The following is a 13,867-nucleotide window of genomic DNA, read 5'->3' as shown; positions in this document are numbered from 1 at the left end:
GAGGGCAAGCCCGATGATGCTCCTGCTGCTCGTCCTGCTGCCGTTTACCGCCGCCTTCCTGGCCGGGTGCATGCCCACCGCTTCACGCAACCGGCCGGCCGCCATCTCCGGCACCATTACCGTTGCCGCGCTGGTGCTGGCCGTCTCCCAATTCGGTTCCATCGCATCCGGCGAAGTGCTGCAGGCGCGCTTCTCCTGGCTGCCATCGCTCGGGCTCGACCTGGTCCTGCGCATGGACGGCCTGGCCTGGGTATTTACGATCATGGTGCTGGGCATCGGCCTGCTGGTGCTGCTCTATGCGCGCTATTACATGTCACGGCGCGACCCGGTCGCCCGCTTCTACGCCTACATCATGGCCTTCATGGGCGCGATGCTCGGCGTGGTCCTGTCGGGCAACCTGATCCAGCTGGTCGTGTTCTGGGAGCTGACCAGCGCTACCTCCTTCCTCCTGATCGGCTACTGGCAGGAGCGCAACGACGCGCGGCGCGGCGCGCGCATGGCCTTTACCGTCACCACCATCGGCGGCCTGTGCCTGCTGGCCGGCGTGCTGCTGCTCGGCCATATCGTCGGCAGCTACGATCTGGACAAGGTGCTGGCGGCCGGGGACACCATCCGCGCCCACGACTGGTACCTGCCGACCCTGGTCCTGGTGGCGCTGGGGGCACTGACCAAGAGCGCCCAGTTCCCATTCCACTTCTGGCTGCCGCATGCGATGGCCGCGCCCACGCCGGTCTCCGCCTACCTGCATTCGGCCACGATGGTCAAGGCCGGCGTGTTCCTCCTGATGCGCCTGTGGCCGGCCCTGGGCGGTACCGAGGAATGGTTCTGGCTCCTGGGCAGCGCCGGGGTCTGCACCCTCGTGATCGGTTCCTTCTTTGCGATCTTCCAGCACGACATGAAGGGGCTGCTGGCCTATTCGACCATCAGCCACCTCGGGCTGATCACGGTCCTGATGGGCATCGGCACGCCGCTGTCGGTGGTGGCCGCGATCTTCCACACGATGAACCATGCCGTGTTCAAGGCCTCGCTGTTCATGGCGGTGGGCATCGTCGACCACGAAACCGGCACGCGCGACATGCGCATGCTGCGCGGCCTCAGGCGCGCCATGCCGCACACGGCGGCGCTGGCGATCGTGGCCAGCGCCGCCATGGCCGGTGTGCCGCTGATGAACGGCTTCCTGTCCAAGGAAATGTTCTTTGCCGAGACCATGCACGTGGGAGGCACCGAGAACTGGTGGATGTCGATCGCCGCCGTGGCGATGGGCCTGTTCAGCGTCGTGTACTCGCTGCGCTTCATCAGCGTGTTCTTCGGGCCGCTCGCGCACGACCTGCCGGAAGAACCGCACGAACCGGTGCGCTGGATGCGGGTGCCGATCGAATGCCTGGTGCTGCTGTGCATTGCCGTGGGCGTGCTGCCGGAACGCGTGGTGGGCGACGTGCTGGCGGTGACGGCGCAGTCGGTGCTCGGCCCCGCCATGCCGGAGTACAGCCTGGCAATCTGGCACGGATTCAACCTGCCGCTCGTGATGAGCCTGGTGGCACTGGGCGGCGGCGTGCTGTGCTACTTGCTGCTGCGCAACCAGTTCGAGCTGCGCGAGCGCGACCGGGTGCCCGTGCTGCACCGCCTGAAAGGCGCGCAGATGTACGAAAGCACCCTGCTCGGCCTGTCGCAGGGCGCCGCATGGCTGCTGCGCTGGACCGGGACGCGCCGCCTGCAGCCCCAGCTGCTGCTGATGATGCTGGCCCTGGTGGCGGTGCCCCTGCTGCTGGCGAAGCCGGTCCAGGACCTGATCGTCCCGCCGCTGACCAAGGCCGACCCGCTGTTCGCTCTGCTGTGGCTGATCGGCGCCGGCTGCGCGGTGGCCGCCGCCTGGAAAGCCAAGTACCACCGGCTGGTGGCGCTGGCGCTGGTGGGCGGCACCGGTTTCGTCACCAGCGTCACTTTCCTGTGGCTGTCGGCGCCCGACCTGGCGCTGACCCAGCTGATGGTCGAGACCGTGACCACGGTGCTGATCCTGCTCGGCCTGCGCTGGCTGCCGCCGCGCCTGCGGCCGTCGAACCTGGCCGAACGCATCCCGCCCGGGACCTGGGTGCGCCGCTCGCGCGACGCACTGGTGGCGGTCGCCGGCGGGCTGGGGCTGGCAGCGGCGAGCTATGCCGTGCTGACCCTGCCCGGCAACGCCAGCCTGCGCGACTTCTTCGTCCTGCGCGCGCTGCCCGAGGGCGGCGGATCAAACGTCGTGAACGTACTGCTGGTGGACTTCCGCGGCTTCGACACCATGGGCGAGATCACCGTGCTGTCGGCGGTGGCGCTCACCGTGTACGCGCTGTTGCGCCGCTTCCGGCCGGCGCCCGAAAGCATCGCCATTCCGTTCCAGCAGGCCAGCGACGCCGACCCGGCCATCACCCAGAAACCGGCGCAGCAGGCCAGCAGCGGCTACCTGATGGTGCAGGCGGTCTACCTGCGCTTCCTGCTGCCGGTGATGGGCGTGATGGCCGTGTTCTTCTTCATGCGCGGCCATAACCTGCCGGGCGGCGGTTTCGTGGCGGGCCTGATCTTTGCCACCGCCCTCATCGTGCAGTACATGGTAGCCGGTACCGACTGGGTCGAATCGCACCTGCGCCTGCGTCCGCACCGCTGGATCGGCTGGGGCCTGGCGACGGCCTGCGGCACCGGCATCGGCGCCTGGCTGTTCGGCTACCCCTTCCTGACCAGCCATACCGCCCACGTCACCCTGCCGCTGCTGGGCGAACTGCACCTGCCCTCGGCATTCGTGTTCGACCTCGGCGTGTTCCTCGTGGTGGTCGGCACCACGATGCTGATCCTGGTGGCGCTCGCGCACCAGTCGCTGCGCAGCCGCCGCGTCCCGCCCGGCGCCACCCGCAACCCGGGCAGCGCCGCCAGCGCCGCCCTCGCCCCAACCAAGGAGATCCAGTAATGGAAGCCGTGCTCTCGATCGCCATCGGCATCGTGTTCGGATCGGGCATCTGGCTGATCCTGCGCCCGCGCAGCTTCCAGGTACTCACCGGGCTGATGCTGATGTCCTACGCCGTGAACCTGTTCATCTTCGCCATGGGCCGGCTGGCCGTGGACCGGCCGCCGCTCACGCCCGCCGGCACCACGCCCGACCCGGCGGCCCTGGCCGACCCGGTGCCGCAAGCGCTCGTGCTCACGGCCATCGTCATCGGCTTTGCCACCACTGCGCTGTACCTGGTGGTGATGATCGGCTCGCGCGGCATCACCGGCACCGACCATGTGGACGGAGAGGAGCCGGAAGCATGACGCTTGCCTGGACCCAACACCTTGTCGTCGTCCCGGTCCTGCTGCCGCTGTTGTGCGGCGCGCTGCTGGCGCCCCTCACCCAAGGCCGGCACCACCTGAAGTTCGCGCTCGCCTACGGCTCGGTGCTCGCCCTGCTGGCCAACGCGCTGGCCCTGGTATGGCTGGCCGACGGCGGCGGGCCTGGCTTCACCGGCAACATCGGCGTCTACTTCGCCGCCAACTGGGCCGCGCCCTTCGGCATCACGCTGGTGGCCGACCGCCTGTCGAGCATGATGCTGGTGCTGACCGCGCTGATGGCGCTGGCCGCCCTGCACTACGCGCAGCCGCGCTGGAGCCGCATCGGCGTGCACTTCCACTCGCTGTTCCAGTTCCTGCTCATGGGAATCAACGGCGCCTTCCTGACGCACGACCTGTTCAACCTGTTCGTGTTCTTCGAGGTGATGCTGGCGGCCTCCTACGGCCTGCTCCTGCACGGCTACAACGTGGCGCGCCTGCGCGCGAGCATGCAATACATCGTGGTGAACCTGGCGGCGTCGCTGCTGTTCCTGATCGGGGTCGCCATGATCTACGCGACCACGGGCACCCTCAACATGGCCGACCTGGCCGGCCGTGTTCCCGCCTTGGTCGACCCCGAGGCCGGCCTGCTCAAGGCCGGGGTGGCGGTGCTGGCGCTGGCCTTCCTGGTCAAGGGCGCCATGTGGCCGCTCGGCTTCTGGCTGCCGACCACCTATGCGGCGGCGTCGCCGCCGGTGGCGGTGATGCTGGTCCTGATGACCAAGGTCGGCGCGTATGTGCTCCTGCGCATCTGGCTGCTCGTTTTTCCACAGGGTACCGAAGCGGGCTTCGAGGACACCCTGCGCTTCGGCTACGATGCCCTGCTGTGGGGCGGCATGGCGACCATCGTGTTCGGCGCCGCCGGCATGCTGGCCACCGACACGGCCGGGCGCATGGCAGGGTATGCCGCGATCGTCTCCTCGGGCACGCTGCTGGCGGTCATCGGCTACGGCCAGCCGCTGCTGGTGACGGCTGGCCTGTATTACTTCGTCGCCTCGACCCTGGCGGTTGCCGCCTTCGTACTGTTGATCGAGCTGATCGACCGCATCCGCACGCCCGGCGCGGCGATGCTGGCGCTGACGATGGAAGCGTTCGCGGTCGAGGACTTGCCGGCCGAGCCGAAGGGCAAGGGCTTGCCGGCGGCCATGGCCTTCCTGTCGCTGGCCTTCGCCGCCTGCGCCCTCACCATTGCCGGACTGCCGCCGCTGTCGGGCTTCGTCGCCAAGTTCGGCATGTTCCACGCCCTGCTCAACCCGGGGCCGGGCATGCCGGCCATCGACGGCACCGGATGGGGCCTGATGGCGCTGGTGTTCGTGTCCGGGCTGGTGACCATCGTGTCATTGATGCGTTTTGGCGTGCGCACTTTCTGGGCCGCGGAAATCATGGGGCCGCCGCGCCTGCATGCGGCCGAGGCGATGCCGGTGGCCGGGCTGCTGCTGGTGTCGGTGCTGCTCACGATCCAGGCGCAGCCGGTGTTCGACTACCTGGCGCGGGCCAGCGCCGACATCCACCGGCCCGGCCTGTACATCGACCGGGTGCGCGGTACGCCTTCCGTGCCGGCGCCCACCCACACTGCGGAGGCACCATGATGCCGTGGCTGCCCTACCCCATCGTGTCGCTGGCGCTGTGCGCCATGTGGCTGCTGCTCAACCAGGCGCTCGATCCGGCCAATGTGCTGTTCGGCGCCGCGCTCGGCATCGCGGTGCCGCTGCTGTCGCGCCGCCTGCAGCCGTTCGGCTACCCACGCCTGCGCGCGCCGCTCACCTTCCTGCGGCTGATGGGGATGGCCCTGGTCGAAGTCGTGCGTTCCTGTTTCAACGTGTGCCGCATCATCCTGTTCAGGGACTACCAGACCGTCAACTCGCAGTTCATCCGCGTGCCGCTGACGATACGCGACCCCTACGGCCTGGCCATGCTGTCCTGCCTCATCAACATGACGCCGGGGACGGTATGGGTCGAGATCCTGCCCGATCGGTACGAACTCTCGCTGCACGTATTCGACCTGCATGACGCGCAGTGGTGGGTCGACACCATCAAGTTGCGCTACGAGCAACCGTTGATCGAGATCTTCGAGGGCGACACTTACAACCCGGAGGACAAGAATGGAAACCCTGCTTGAGCTGTCGATTGGTTACGCCTTGGTGTGCGTGCTGGTGGCGATGGCCTTCTGTGCAATACGCCTGCTGATCGGCCCCTCGGCGCACGACCGCGTACTGGCCCTGGACACGCTGTGGATGTGCGGCATGCTGCTGGCGCTCGTGCTGGGCATCCGCTTCGGCACCCAGATCTACTTCGAGGTCGCGATCCTCATCGCACTGGTGGGCTTCGTGTCAACGGTGGCGTTGGCGAAATTCCTGATGCGCGGGGAGATCATCGAATGAGCGGCATCGAACACCTTCCCGGCTGGGCCGCGTTGCCGGTGGCGCTGCTGCTGATACTGGGCGCGAGCATCATCCTGACCGGCGCGCTCGGCCTGCTACGGCTGCGCAACTTCTACCAGCGCATTCACGGCCCCGCGATCGCGACGACGCTAGGCGCCGGTTGCCTGCTGCTGGCATCGATGATCTACTTCACGGTGACGCAGTCGCGCCTCGTGATCCACGAGCTCATCATCGCAGTGTTCCTGCTGCTGACGGCGCCCGTGGTGGCCATGACGGTCATGCGCGCCGCGGTCTACCGCGACCTGCGGGCTCGCCGGCACGATGCCGGCGCAACGGCCGGCGACGTGTACAGCATCACCACCCGCGTGGAAGAAAACGAGCTTCCGCCCGAACCCCGGTAGGCGCAGCGGCTGCCGCCCGCTGCGCGCACGCCAGCCCGCTTTCTTACTGTTGTGCGTGAACATCATGGACGTAGCGTACAAGCCTCAAGTCTAGTATTCCATTGAGGCAATAATAATTCCAGTCGATAATCGGTAACTGTGTATCGCAGTTCCTTTGCCAAGCGTTCTTACCGATTGTCGCCATGTTTTCCTCCCGCCGCGTTGTTTCCGCGCTCCTCCTTGCCGCTTCGCTGCTGGGAACCAATGCCCATGGCGCCCTGTCTTCGGCCGACGCACGGGCGGAACTGCGTGCGATCCATGAATTGGCCGAACGCTCGACCGGGGCAGCCCTGCGCAAGCTGGAAATCCTGCAAGCCTCCATGGGCGAGACAGTACCGTATGCCTTGCACCGGGATATGCTGCGCACCGAAGTCTGGCTCAGGGAAGACGCCGGCCAGCGGGAACAGTCGTACGCCGTCGAGCGCAAGATACGCGCGCTCGCCCTCGCGCACAAGGACAGCGCGACCGCGGCGCGTGCCCGCCTTGGCGAAGTACGGCAACTGCTTGACCAGCACCAGGCAGACAAGGCGCAGGCAGTGCTGGAGAATATCGTGGCCGAGGTGCCGGTCGATGCGCCGCCGACCGTCGTTGCGTCGGTCGACAGCGTGCTGGGCGATGTCCATAACGCGCGGGCCCGGTTCGACAAGGCGCTGGAAGCCTACCTGCGCGCACTGCGGCAGCTGGAGGGCATGGCCGACGCGGGCGACCACCGCGCCACCCTGTACGGGCGAATCGCGCACCTGTACATCAATACCGACCACCCGGAAAAGGCGGTCGAAACGGCGCGCCAGGGTGTGGCCGAAACGGGCGCCGCCGCCACGTCGATCGCTGCGCTGCAGCTTACCGAAGGCATCGCCCTGATCAGGCTGGGGCGTGACGGCGAGGGCATCATTGCCTTCCAGCAGGCGCTGGTCCTGGCCGAGCGCGCAGGACTGGGCGGCATCGAAGCCTCGATCCGCGGCAATATCGCCGACTACTTCCTGCGCCAGCGCGATTACATGCGCGCCGAAGACGAGGCGCGCAAGGCCCTGGAGGTGTCCACCCGGGTCAAGGACGAGAACCTGATCATCATGGCCAAGGCCAACCTGGGCTTTGCCCTGATGGGACAAGGAAAGATGGCGCAAGGCGAGCCATACGTCGATGCCGTCATCGTCCAGCTGCGCGAAGCCGGTGCCGTGGCGGACCTGGAAGCCATGCTGGATGAGAAAGGCCGCATGCAGGAAGCCGCGGGGTTGCACCGCAACGCGCTGGCGACCGTCCGCGAACAGCAGGCGCTGCAGCAGCGCAGCGCCCGTAGCGCCCGCGATCGTGCCATCGCAGCCCTGCAGGAAGAATTCGATGCCAGCCAGCGTACCCGCCAGATCGCACTCCTGCAACGCGAAAACGTCCTGAAGGACGCCGAGCTGGCCAGCCGGCGCAGGGCGCAGTGGGCGACCGGCTTTGCCATCGTGCTCACCGTGCTGGCCTGTGCCATCGTCTATGTGCTGTACCGTCGCGCGGCACGCAGCAATGCGCAACTACAGCAGCTCAACCGCCAACTGGAATACCATTCGATGCGCGACCCGCTGACGGGGCTGCACAACCGGCGCGCGTTCCTGGAAAAGATGCGTACCCGAAGCGCAAGCAAGGAAGACCGGCGTGCGGGCGCCGCTTCCGGCACCGATTGCTTCGTGTTGATGGACATCGACCATTTCAAAAGCATCAACGACCGCTGGGGCCACGCAGTGGGCGACGCCGTACTGGTGGAAGTCGCCCGCCGCCTTGCTGCGGCCGTGCGCGATACCGACATCGTGCTGCGCTGGGGCGGCGAGGAATTCCTGGTCTACGCCCCTGCTACCGACCCGGACCACCTTGCCGTACTGGCCAGGCGAATCCTCGATGCGGTCGGTTCCGCGCCGGTCGATGCGCAAACCTGCCGTGTGCCGGTCACCCTCACCGCAGGCGTGGCCTCGCTGTGCGCTGCCGACATTGGCGAATGGGAGGGCGCGATCCGCTTGGCGGACTGGGCGCTATACCAGGGCAAGGCGCAGGGCCGCAACCAGGCCCGCATCGTCAGCGGCATGCGCGCGCCGGTGGAAACGGTGCTGGCTGCGCTCGACGGTGCGGCGGGCGCCGCTTCGGCAGAAGGGCTGGTCGAGATCGTGTGCGTGCACGGGCCGAGCCCCGACGCGCCGGCGTAGCGCCGGAAAACCTTACGAGCGGCCCTCGGCAAAAGCTTTCAGGCGCCGCATCGTGACCGGCAAGCCGTGCCGGACCCGCCTGCCGACCAGATGCCGCAGGAACCAGGCGCAAGGCCCGTGGAATGACACCCGGTGCGTCGCGACGACCCCGGCGCCCGTGGGGTGCAACGTGTGGTCGAACAGCATCGTCGAAAACAGCACGCGCGACGCGACGGTAAATCCCCGGTCCGGCTCGACCGAGATGAATTGCATTGGCACCTCGAAACCCTTGGCCGGCGCCAGTCGGCCGGTGGCGCCGCTGGCGAAGCTGCCATCGATGCTGGCGGCACGGGTATCGGGATCCCATGCCGGCCAGCGCGCGACGTCGGCATAGATGGCGAACACGGCTGCCGGGGATGCTTCGATGAGAATGGACTCGACAATTTCCATGCTGGTTTCTCCCTCACTGAGCGATGCACGAGCATAGGATCGTCGCGCAGGAAAAGCTTGAACCGAAGCGACATGCGTTTGCCCGGGCCCATCACGCCAGGTCGGTATAAGCGTCGAGTGTGTCCCGATCAAATTGCCACAGGCGATAGATGGAATCCTCTGCCGCGCGGCGCAACAGGTAGTGGCCGGGTGTGGCGCCGACGAACTGCTGGAAATCCCGGGTGAAATGGGCCTGGTCGCTATAGTGCGCATCGGCCGCGATATCAGCCAGGACCGGGCGGCACCGGGTGGAATGCGACATCAACCGTGCCAGGCTGCAGGAAAAGCGTGCCAGCCTCCGGAAATCGCGCAGCGCAATGCCGTAGTCGGCCAGGAAGCGGCGCTCGAACTGGCGCGGACTCACGCCCAGCCTTGCCGCCAGGCCCGGCACCGGTTGCAGCAGGGCGCCCAGCGGCAGCACAGGCATCGGTGGAACGGGGCGCGATGCCGGCGCCATCGCGGTGAGCAGCCACGCGGCCGCCTGCAGCAATTCGGTCGTTCCACGGGCATCATGGCACCGGGTGCGCCAGCGATGCACGACACTGCCTGGAAGCAGGGCATCGAGCGCGACAAGCTGTCCGGCAAGCAGGTCGGCGGGTATGCCGAAACAGGCGCGGAATCCTCCAGGGCGAAACACGATGCCGAAAAAAGTACTGCCGGGACTGACCGCGTACAAGCGCGGCTGCATCGTTGCACCTGCAACGAAACTATCCGGCAGTGCCGCGCAGCCGCCTCGCGCATCGTGCATCGATGCGCCACCGTCGAGGTAGATAAGCAGCTGGATATCCGCCGACGCCGGCAGGTGAACGAGTCCGCCGTCGAAGCGTCCCACCATGAACATCCTGACATATCTGGCCAGCCGGGCGTCCGGCAGGATCACGTTTCTCATGCGCCGCCACCTGTATGAAATCGGAACCGGCATGGTAATAAAAAAGCCACATGCGTCATAGACGCATGTGGCTTTCGAGAGAGCTTCCTGCTACAGGAAGCCGGGTTCAGAACGGAATGTCGTCGTCCATGTCCGAGAAGTTCGGCGCCGGGCGCTGCGGCTGCGGGCGGGCGGCCGGGGCCGGCGGGGCCTGGCGCGGGGCCGGACGCTGCTGCGGCTCGTAGCCACCGCCGTCATCCATGCCCATGTCGTTGCCGCCGCCCATGCCCTGGCGGCCGCCCAGCATCTGCATGTTCTCGGCGATGATATCGGTTGCGTAGCGCTCGATGCCGTCCTTGTCGGTGTACTTGCGGGTCTGCAGGCGGCCTTCGACGTAGACCGACGAGCCCTTCTTGAGGTACTGGCCGACGATCTCGGCCAGGCGGCCGAAGAACGAGATGCGGTGCCACTCGGTCAGCTCTTTCTGTTCGCCGGTCTGGCGGTCCTTCGACTTGTACGAGGTGGCCACCGCGATGTTCGCGATCGCGTCGCCGCTCGGCATGTAGCGGATTTCCGGGTCACGGCCCAGGTTGCCGACGATGATGACCTTGTTGACTGATGCCATGTTATTACTCCAATAAATTTTGTAGAGCCCTGACTCTGCGTGGGTACTCAACGTCAGGGAACGTGGTGCTGCAACCAACTATTATGGGGCCGAAAGGCAGAGAAAAAAAGGACATTTTGTGGCGCTGACCACGTGCCCGATTGCGCCAGGTCGAGCATGAAAATCCCGGGTTTGACCCGCCAATCCTCGAAAATTTTCTGGATCTGAACGCTTTGTCATTGAACGGCAGCGCAAACGGCCCACATACAGGACAGCCCAGGCACACCTTGCCACCTGTTACCGGGTGCATGGTTCCAGATTATCATCGAAACGTGTCTTGGCGGCATAAAAGTGCTGGATGCATGTACAGCACTTCGAAAAACCCGCTACACTACTAGGTTCTCCCTGATTGGCCCGCTCACCGCGACAGTCTTTTGTGCGCCGGCCCTGCAAACTTTACTGAAAGCCTGCAAAAAACCTAATGGAAGAAATTCGGATCCGCGGTGCTCGCACGCACAACCTCAAGAATATCAACCTCGACCTGCCGCGCAACAAGCTGATCGTCATCACCGGCCTGTCCGGTTCGGGCAAGTCCTCGCTCGCCTTCGACACCCTGTACGCCGAAGGCCAGCGCCGCTATGTCGAGTCGCTGTCGGCCTATGCGCGCCAGTTCCTGCAATTGATGGAAAAGCCGGACGTCGACCTGATCGAGGGCCTGTCGCCGGCGATTTCCATCGAGCAGAAGGCGACCTCGCACAACCCGCGTTCCACGGTCGGTACCGTCACCGAAATCCACGACTACCTGCGCCTGCTGTACGCGCGCGTCGGCACCCCGTACTGCCCGCAGCACCCGCACGAGCCGCTGGCGGCCCAGACCGTGTCGCAGATGGTCGATGCCGTGCTGGCCATGCCGGAAGGCACCAAGCTGATGATCCTGGCGCCGGTCGTGGCCAGCCGCAAGGGAGAGCATGGCGACCTGTTCCAGGCCATGCAGGCCCAGGGCTTCGTGCGCTTCCGCATCCAGAGCGGCGTGAACGCAGCGAAAATCCATGAGATCGACGATCTGCCGAAGCTGAAAAAGACGGAAAAGCACAGCATCGACGTCGTCATCGACCGCGTCAAGGTGAACCCGGAAATCAAGCAGCGCCTGGCCGAAAGTTTTGAAACGGCCCTGCGCCTAGCCGACGGCCGCGCTGTCGCCTATGAAATGGACACCGAGAAGGCAACGGTGTTCTCGAACAAGTTCGCCTGCAATGTCTGCGGCTACTCGCTGCAGGAACTCGAGCCGCGCCTGTTCTCGTTCAATAACCCGATGGGCGCCTGCCAGGAGTGCGACGGCCTGGGCCACATCGAGTTCTTCGATCCGAAGCGCATCGTCGCCTTCCCGCACCTGTCGCTGGCCTCCGGCGCCGTGAAGGGCTGGGACCGCCGCAACCAGTTCTATTACCAGATGCTGCAGAACCTGGCGGCCTACTACGACTTCGACCTCGACAAACCTTTCGAGACGCTGCCGAAGACGGCGCAGGATGCCGTGCTGTTCGGCTCGGGCAAGACCGCGATCCCGTTCAGCTATGTGAACGAGCGCGGCCGCACCGTGATCCGCGAGCACACCTTCGAGGGCGTGGTCAACAACCTGCAGCGCCGCTACCGCGAAACCGACTCGATGGCGGTCAAGGAAGAGCTGGCCAAGTTCATCAACGAGAAGAAATGCCCGGCCTGCGACGGCGCGCGCCTGCGCACCGAAGCGCGTTACGTGAAAATCGGCCAGGGCGCGCAGCAGCGCGCGATCTATGAAGTCTCCGATAAACCCCTGCGCGACACCCTCGCCTTCTTCGAAACGCTGGAACTGACTGGCGCCAAGAAGGACATCGCCGAGCGCGTCATCAAGGAAATCACGGCGCGCCTGAAGTTCCTGAACAACGTCGGCCTGGACTACCTGTCGCTCGACCGCAGCGCGGATACCCTGTCCGGCGGCGAGGCGCAGCGCATCCGCCTGGCCTCGCAGATCGGCTCGGGCCTGACCGGCGTGATGTACGTGCTGGACGAGCCGTCGATCGGCCTGCACCAGCGCGACAACGACCGCCTGATCGCGACCCTGAAGCACCTGCGTGACATCGGCAACAGCGTGCTGGTGGTGGAGCACGACGAGGATGCAATCCGTACCGCCGACTACATCGTCGACATGGGTCCGGGCGCGGGCGTGCATGGCGGCGCGGTGATCGCGGCCGGTTCGCTGCCGGAGATCATGCAGAGCGAGCATTCGCTGACCGCCCAGTACCTGGACGGCCGCCGCAAGATCGAGGTGCCGAAGAAGCGCACCAGGATGGATCCGGCACGCCAGCTGGTGATCACCGGCGCCACCGGCAACAACCTGAAAAACGTGTCGCTCACGCTGCCGGTCGGCCTGATGACCTGCGTCACGGGCGTCTCGGGTTCGGGCAAGTCGACCCTGATCAACGACACGCTGTACCCGGCCCTGTCGCGCCACCTGTACGGTTCGCAGACCGAGCCGGCGCCGCATGACGCGATCCACGGCCTGGAGCACTTCGACAAGGTGATCTCGGTGGACCAGGCGCCGATCGGCCGCACCCCACGCTCGAACCCGGCGACCTACACCGGCGTGTTCACGCCGATCCGCGATTTGTTCGCCACGGTGCCGACCGCGAAGGAACGCGGCTACTCGGCGGGCCGCTTCTCGTTTAACGTGAAGGGCGGCCGCTGCGAAGCCTGCCAGGGCGACGGCGTGATCAAGGTCGAGATGCACTTCCTGCCGGACGTGTACGTGCCCTGCGACGTCTGCCACGGCAAGCGTTACAACCGCGAGACGCTCGAGGTGCACTACAAGGGCAAGAGCATTACCGAAGTGCTGGACATGACAGTAGAAGACGCGCACGAGTTCTTCAAGCCGGTGCCGGTCATCGCGCGCAAGCTGCAGACCCTGCTGGACGTGGGCCTGGGCTACATCAAGCTGGGGCAAAGCGCGACCACGCTGTCGGGCGGCGAGGCGCAGCGTGTGAAACTGTCGCTCGAGCTGTCCAAGCGCGACACGGGCCGCACGCTGTACATCCTGGACGAGCCGACCACCGGCCTGCACTTCGCCGACATCGACCTGCTGCTGAAGGTGATCCACCGCCTGCGCGACCAGGGCAATACGCTGGCGATCATCGAGCACAACCTCGACGTCATCAAGACGGCCGACTGGATCGTCGACCTGGGACCGGAAGGCGGCGCGGGGGGCGGCACGATCGTGGCGAGCGGGTCGCCGGAGGATGTGGCGGAGAACAAGGCGAGCGTGACCGGGAAGTATTTGAAGCCGTTGTTGAGGGCCTGAGCGGTAGTCGATCGCCCGAAGCTAGCCGCTAGCGTTCGAATCGTCGTTCCGGCGAAGGCCGGAACCCAAGTCCGTTGCGTTCTCACTGCTTTACATGTAAGTGATACGCACCAAAATTTGGATCCCGGCCTTCGCCCTAACCTAGCCCCACATCTTTGCAAGTCTCCAACCCTGCATCACTCCGTTGAACCGCTGGAGGCCGTGCAGCATGGTAATAGGGCCAGCCTTGGTTTCGCTAGGGCTGCCCTTCCAGCCACCC

11 protein-coding genes are annotated in these 13,867 nt (G+C 65.9%); 8 read left to right on the top strand and 3 right to left on the bottom strand.

Annotation, left to right across the window (positions count from 1 at the left end; all coding sequences use genetic code 11):
- Positions 1-13 precede the first annotated feature (13 nt).
- The 7 genes from ACFFJK_RS16550 to ACFFJK_RS16520 all read left to right on the top strand — a co-directional run bounded on the left by ACFFJK_RS16550 (position 14) and on the right by ACFFJK_RS16520 (position 8,337).
- Complete coding sequence (locus ACFFJK_RS16550; protein ID WP_379680585.1) at positions 14-2,938, top strand: monovalent cation/H+ antiporter subunit A; 2,925 nt, start codon at positions 14-16, stop codon at positions 2,936-2,938.
- Positions 2,938-3,282: a Na+/H+ antiporter subunit C gene (locus ACFFJK_RS16545; RefSeq protein WP_379680584.1), complete on the top strand. Its 345-nt coding sequence runs from the start codon at positions 2,938-2,940 to the stop codon at positions 3,280-3,282. The genes ACFFJK_RS16550 and ACFFJK_RS16545 overlap by 1 nt, the downstream gene beginning before the upstream one ends.
- Positions 3,279-4,925: a monovalent cation/H+ antiporter subunit D gene (locus tag ACFFJK_RS16540; protein ID WP_379680583.1), complete on the top strand. Its 1,647-nt coding sequence runs from the start codon at positions 3,279-3,281 to the stop codon at positions 4,923-4,925. The genes ACFFJK_RS16545 and ACFFJK_RS16540 overlap by 4 nt, the downstream gene beginning before the upstream one ends.
- Positions 4,922-5,455, top strand: coding sequence for a Na+/H+ antiporter subunit E (locus ACFFJK_RS16535; protein ID WP_379680582.1), 534 nt, complete (start codon positions 4,922-4,924; stop codon positions 5,453-5,455). Before ACFFJK_RS16540 ends, ACFFJK_RS16535 begins: the two co-directional genes overlap by 4 nt.
- A complete protein-coding gene (locus ACFFJK_RS16530) occupies positions 5,439-5,717 on the top strand; it encodes a K+/H+ antiporter subunit F (protein ID WP_379680580.1) in 279 nt (92 codons plus the stop codon). The genes ACFFJK_RS16535 and ACFFJK_RS16530 overlap by 17 nt, the downstream gene beginning before the upstream one ends.
- Positions 5,714-6,118, top strand: a complete 405-nt coding sequence (gene mnhG, locus ACFFJK_RS16525) for a monovalent cation/H(+) antiporter subunit G (protein WP_379680579.1) — start codon at positions 5,714-5,716, stop codon at positions 6,116-6,118. The genes ACFFJK_RS16530 and mnhG overlap by 4 nt, the downstream gene beginning before the upstream one ends.
- Positions 6,119-6,300: 182 nt before the next feature.
- Complete coding sequence (locus ACFFJK_RS16520; RefSeq protein WP_379680577.1) at positions 6,301-8,337, top strand: tetratricopeptide repeat-containing diguanylate cyclase; 2,037 nt, start codon at positions 6,301-6,303, stop codon at positions 8,335-8,337.
- A gap of 12 nt (positions 8,338-8,349) precedes the next feature.
- Here ACFFJK_RS16520 and ACFFJK_RS16515 read toward each other — a convergent pair whose 3' ends face one another.
- From ACFFJK_RS16515 to ssb, 3 genes are all read right to left on the bottom strand, one after another.
- Positions 8,350-8,766 (bottom strand): SRPBCC family protein, encoded by a 417-nt coding sequence (locus tag ACFFJK_RS16515; RefSeq protein ID WP_379680575.1) that lies wholly within the window; start codon positions 8,764-8,766, stop codon positions 8,350-8,352.
- Between the two features lie 91 nt (positions 8,767-8,857).
- The gene (locus tag ACFFJK_RS16510; RefSeq protein ID WP_379680573.1) at positions 8,858-9,694 is read right to left on the bottom strand and encodes a helix-turn-helix domain-containing protein; all 837 of its coding nucleotides are present in this window, start codon (positions 9,692-9,694) and stop codon (positions 8,858-8,860) included.
- A gap of 106 nt (positions 9,695-9,800) precedes the next feature.
- Entirely contained in the window at positions 9,801-10,298 is a 498-nt protein-coding gene (ssb, locus tag ACFFJK_RS16505) for a single-stranded DNA-binding protein (protein WP_258827380.1), read from the bottom strand.
- A gap of 460 nt (positions 10,299-10,758) precedes the next feature.
- On the opposite strand from ssb, the gene uvrA reads away from it, so the two are divergent.
- Positions 10,759-13,608 (top strand): excinuclease ABC subunit UvrA, encoded by a 2,850-nt coding sequence (gene uvrA / locus ACFFJK_RS16500; protein ID WP_379680571.1) that lies wholly within the window; start codon positions 10,759-10,761, stop codon positions 13,606-13,608.
- Positions 13,609-13,867: the final 259 nt, after the last annotated feature.

The organism is Massilia consociata, assembly GCF_042432755.1.
GTDB classification, from domain to species: Bacteria; Pseudomonadota; Gammaproteobacteria; order Burkholderiales; family Burkholderiaceae_D; genus Telluria; species Telluria consociata.
This window is presented reverse-complemented; position numbering and strand designations above follow the sequence as displayed.

Bases quoted from the DNA above. Each gene is read 5' to 3' on its own strand.
- ACFFJK_RS16515 (WP_379680575.1), bottom strand. From the start codon at position 8,766: ATGGAAATTGTCGAGTCCATTCTCATCGAAGCATCCCCGGCAGCCGTG.
- uvrA (WP_379680571.1), top strand. From the start codon at position 10,759: ATGGAAGAAATTCGGATCCGCGGTGCTCGCACGCACAACCTCAAGAAT.
- ACFFJK_RS16510 (WP_379680573.1), bottom strand. From the start codon at position 9,694: ATGAGAAACGTGATCCTGCCGGACGCCCGGCTGGCCAGATATGTCAGG.
- ACFFJK_RS16530 (WP_379680580.1), top strand. From the start codon at position 5,439: ATGGAAACCCTGCTTGAGCTGTCGATTGGTTACGCCTTGGTGTGCGTG.
- mnhG (WP_379680579.1), top strand. From the start codon at position 5,714: ATGAGCGGCATCGAACACCTTCCCGGCTGGGCCGCGTTGCCGGTGGCG.
- ACFFJK_RS16550 (WP_379680585.1), top strand. From the start codon at position 14: ATGATGCTCCTGCTGCTCGTCCTGCTGCCGTTTACCGCCGCCTTCCTG.
- ssb (WP_258827380.1), bottom strand. From the start codon at position 10,298: ATGGCATCAGTCAACAAGGTCATCATCGTCGGCAACCTGGGCCGTGAC.
- ACFFJK_RS16540 (WP_379680583.1), top strand. From the start codon at position 3,279: ATGACGCTTGCCTGGACCCAACACCTTGTCGTCGTCCCGGTCCTGCTG.
- ACFFJK_RS16535 (WP_379680582.1), top strand. From the start codon at position 4,922: ATGATGCCGTGGCTGCCCTACCCCATCGTGTCGCTGGCGCTGTGCGCC.
- ACFFJK_RS16545 (WP_379680584.1), top strand. From the start codon at position 2,938: ATGGAAGCCGTGCTCTCGATCGCCATCGGCATCGTGTTCGGATCGGGC.
- ACFFJK_RS16520 (WP_379680577.1), top strand. From the start codon at position 6,301: ATGTTTTCCTCCCGCCGCGTTGTTTCCGCGCTCCTCCTTGCCGCTTCG.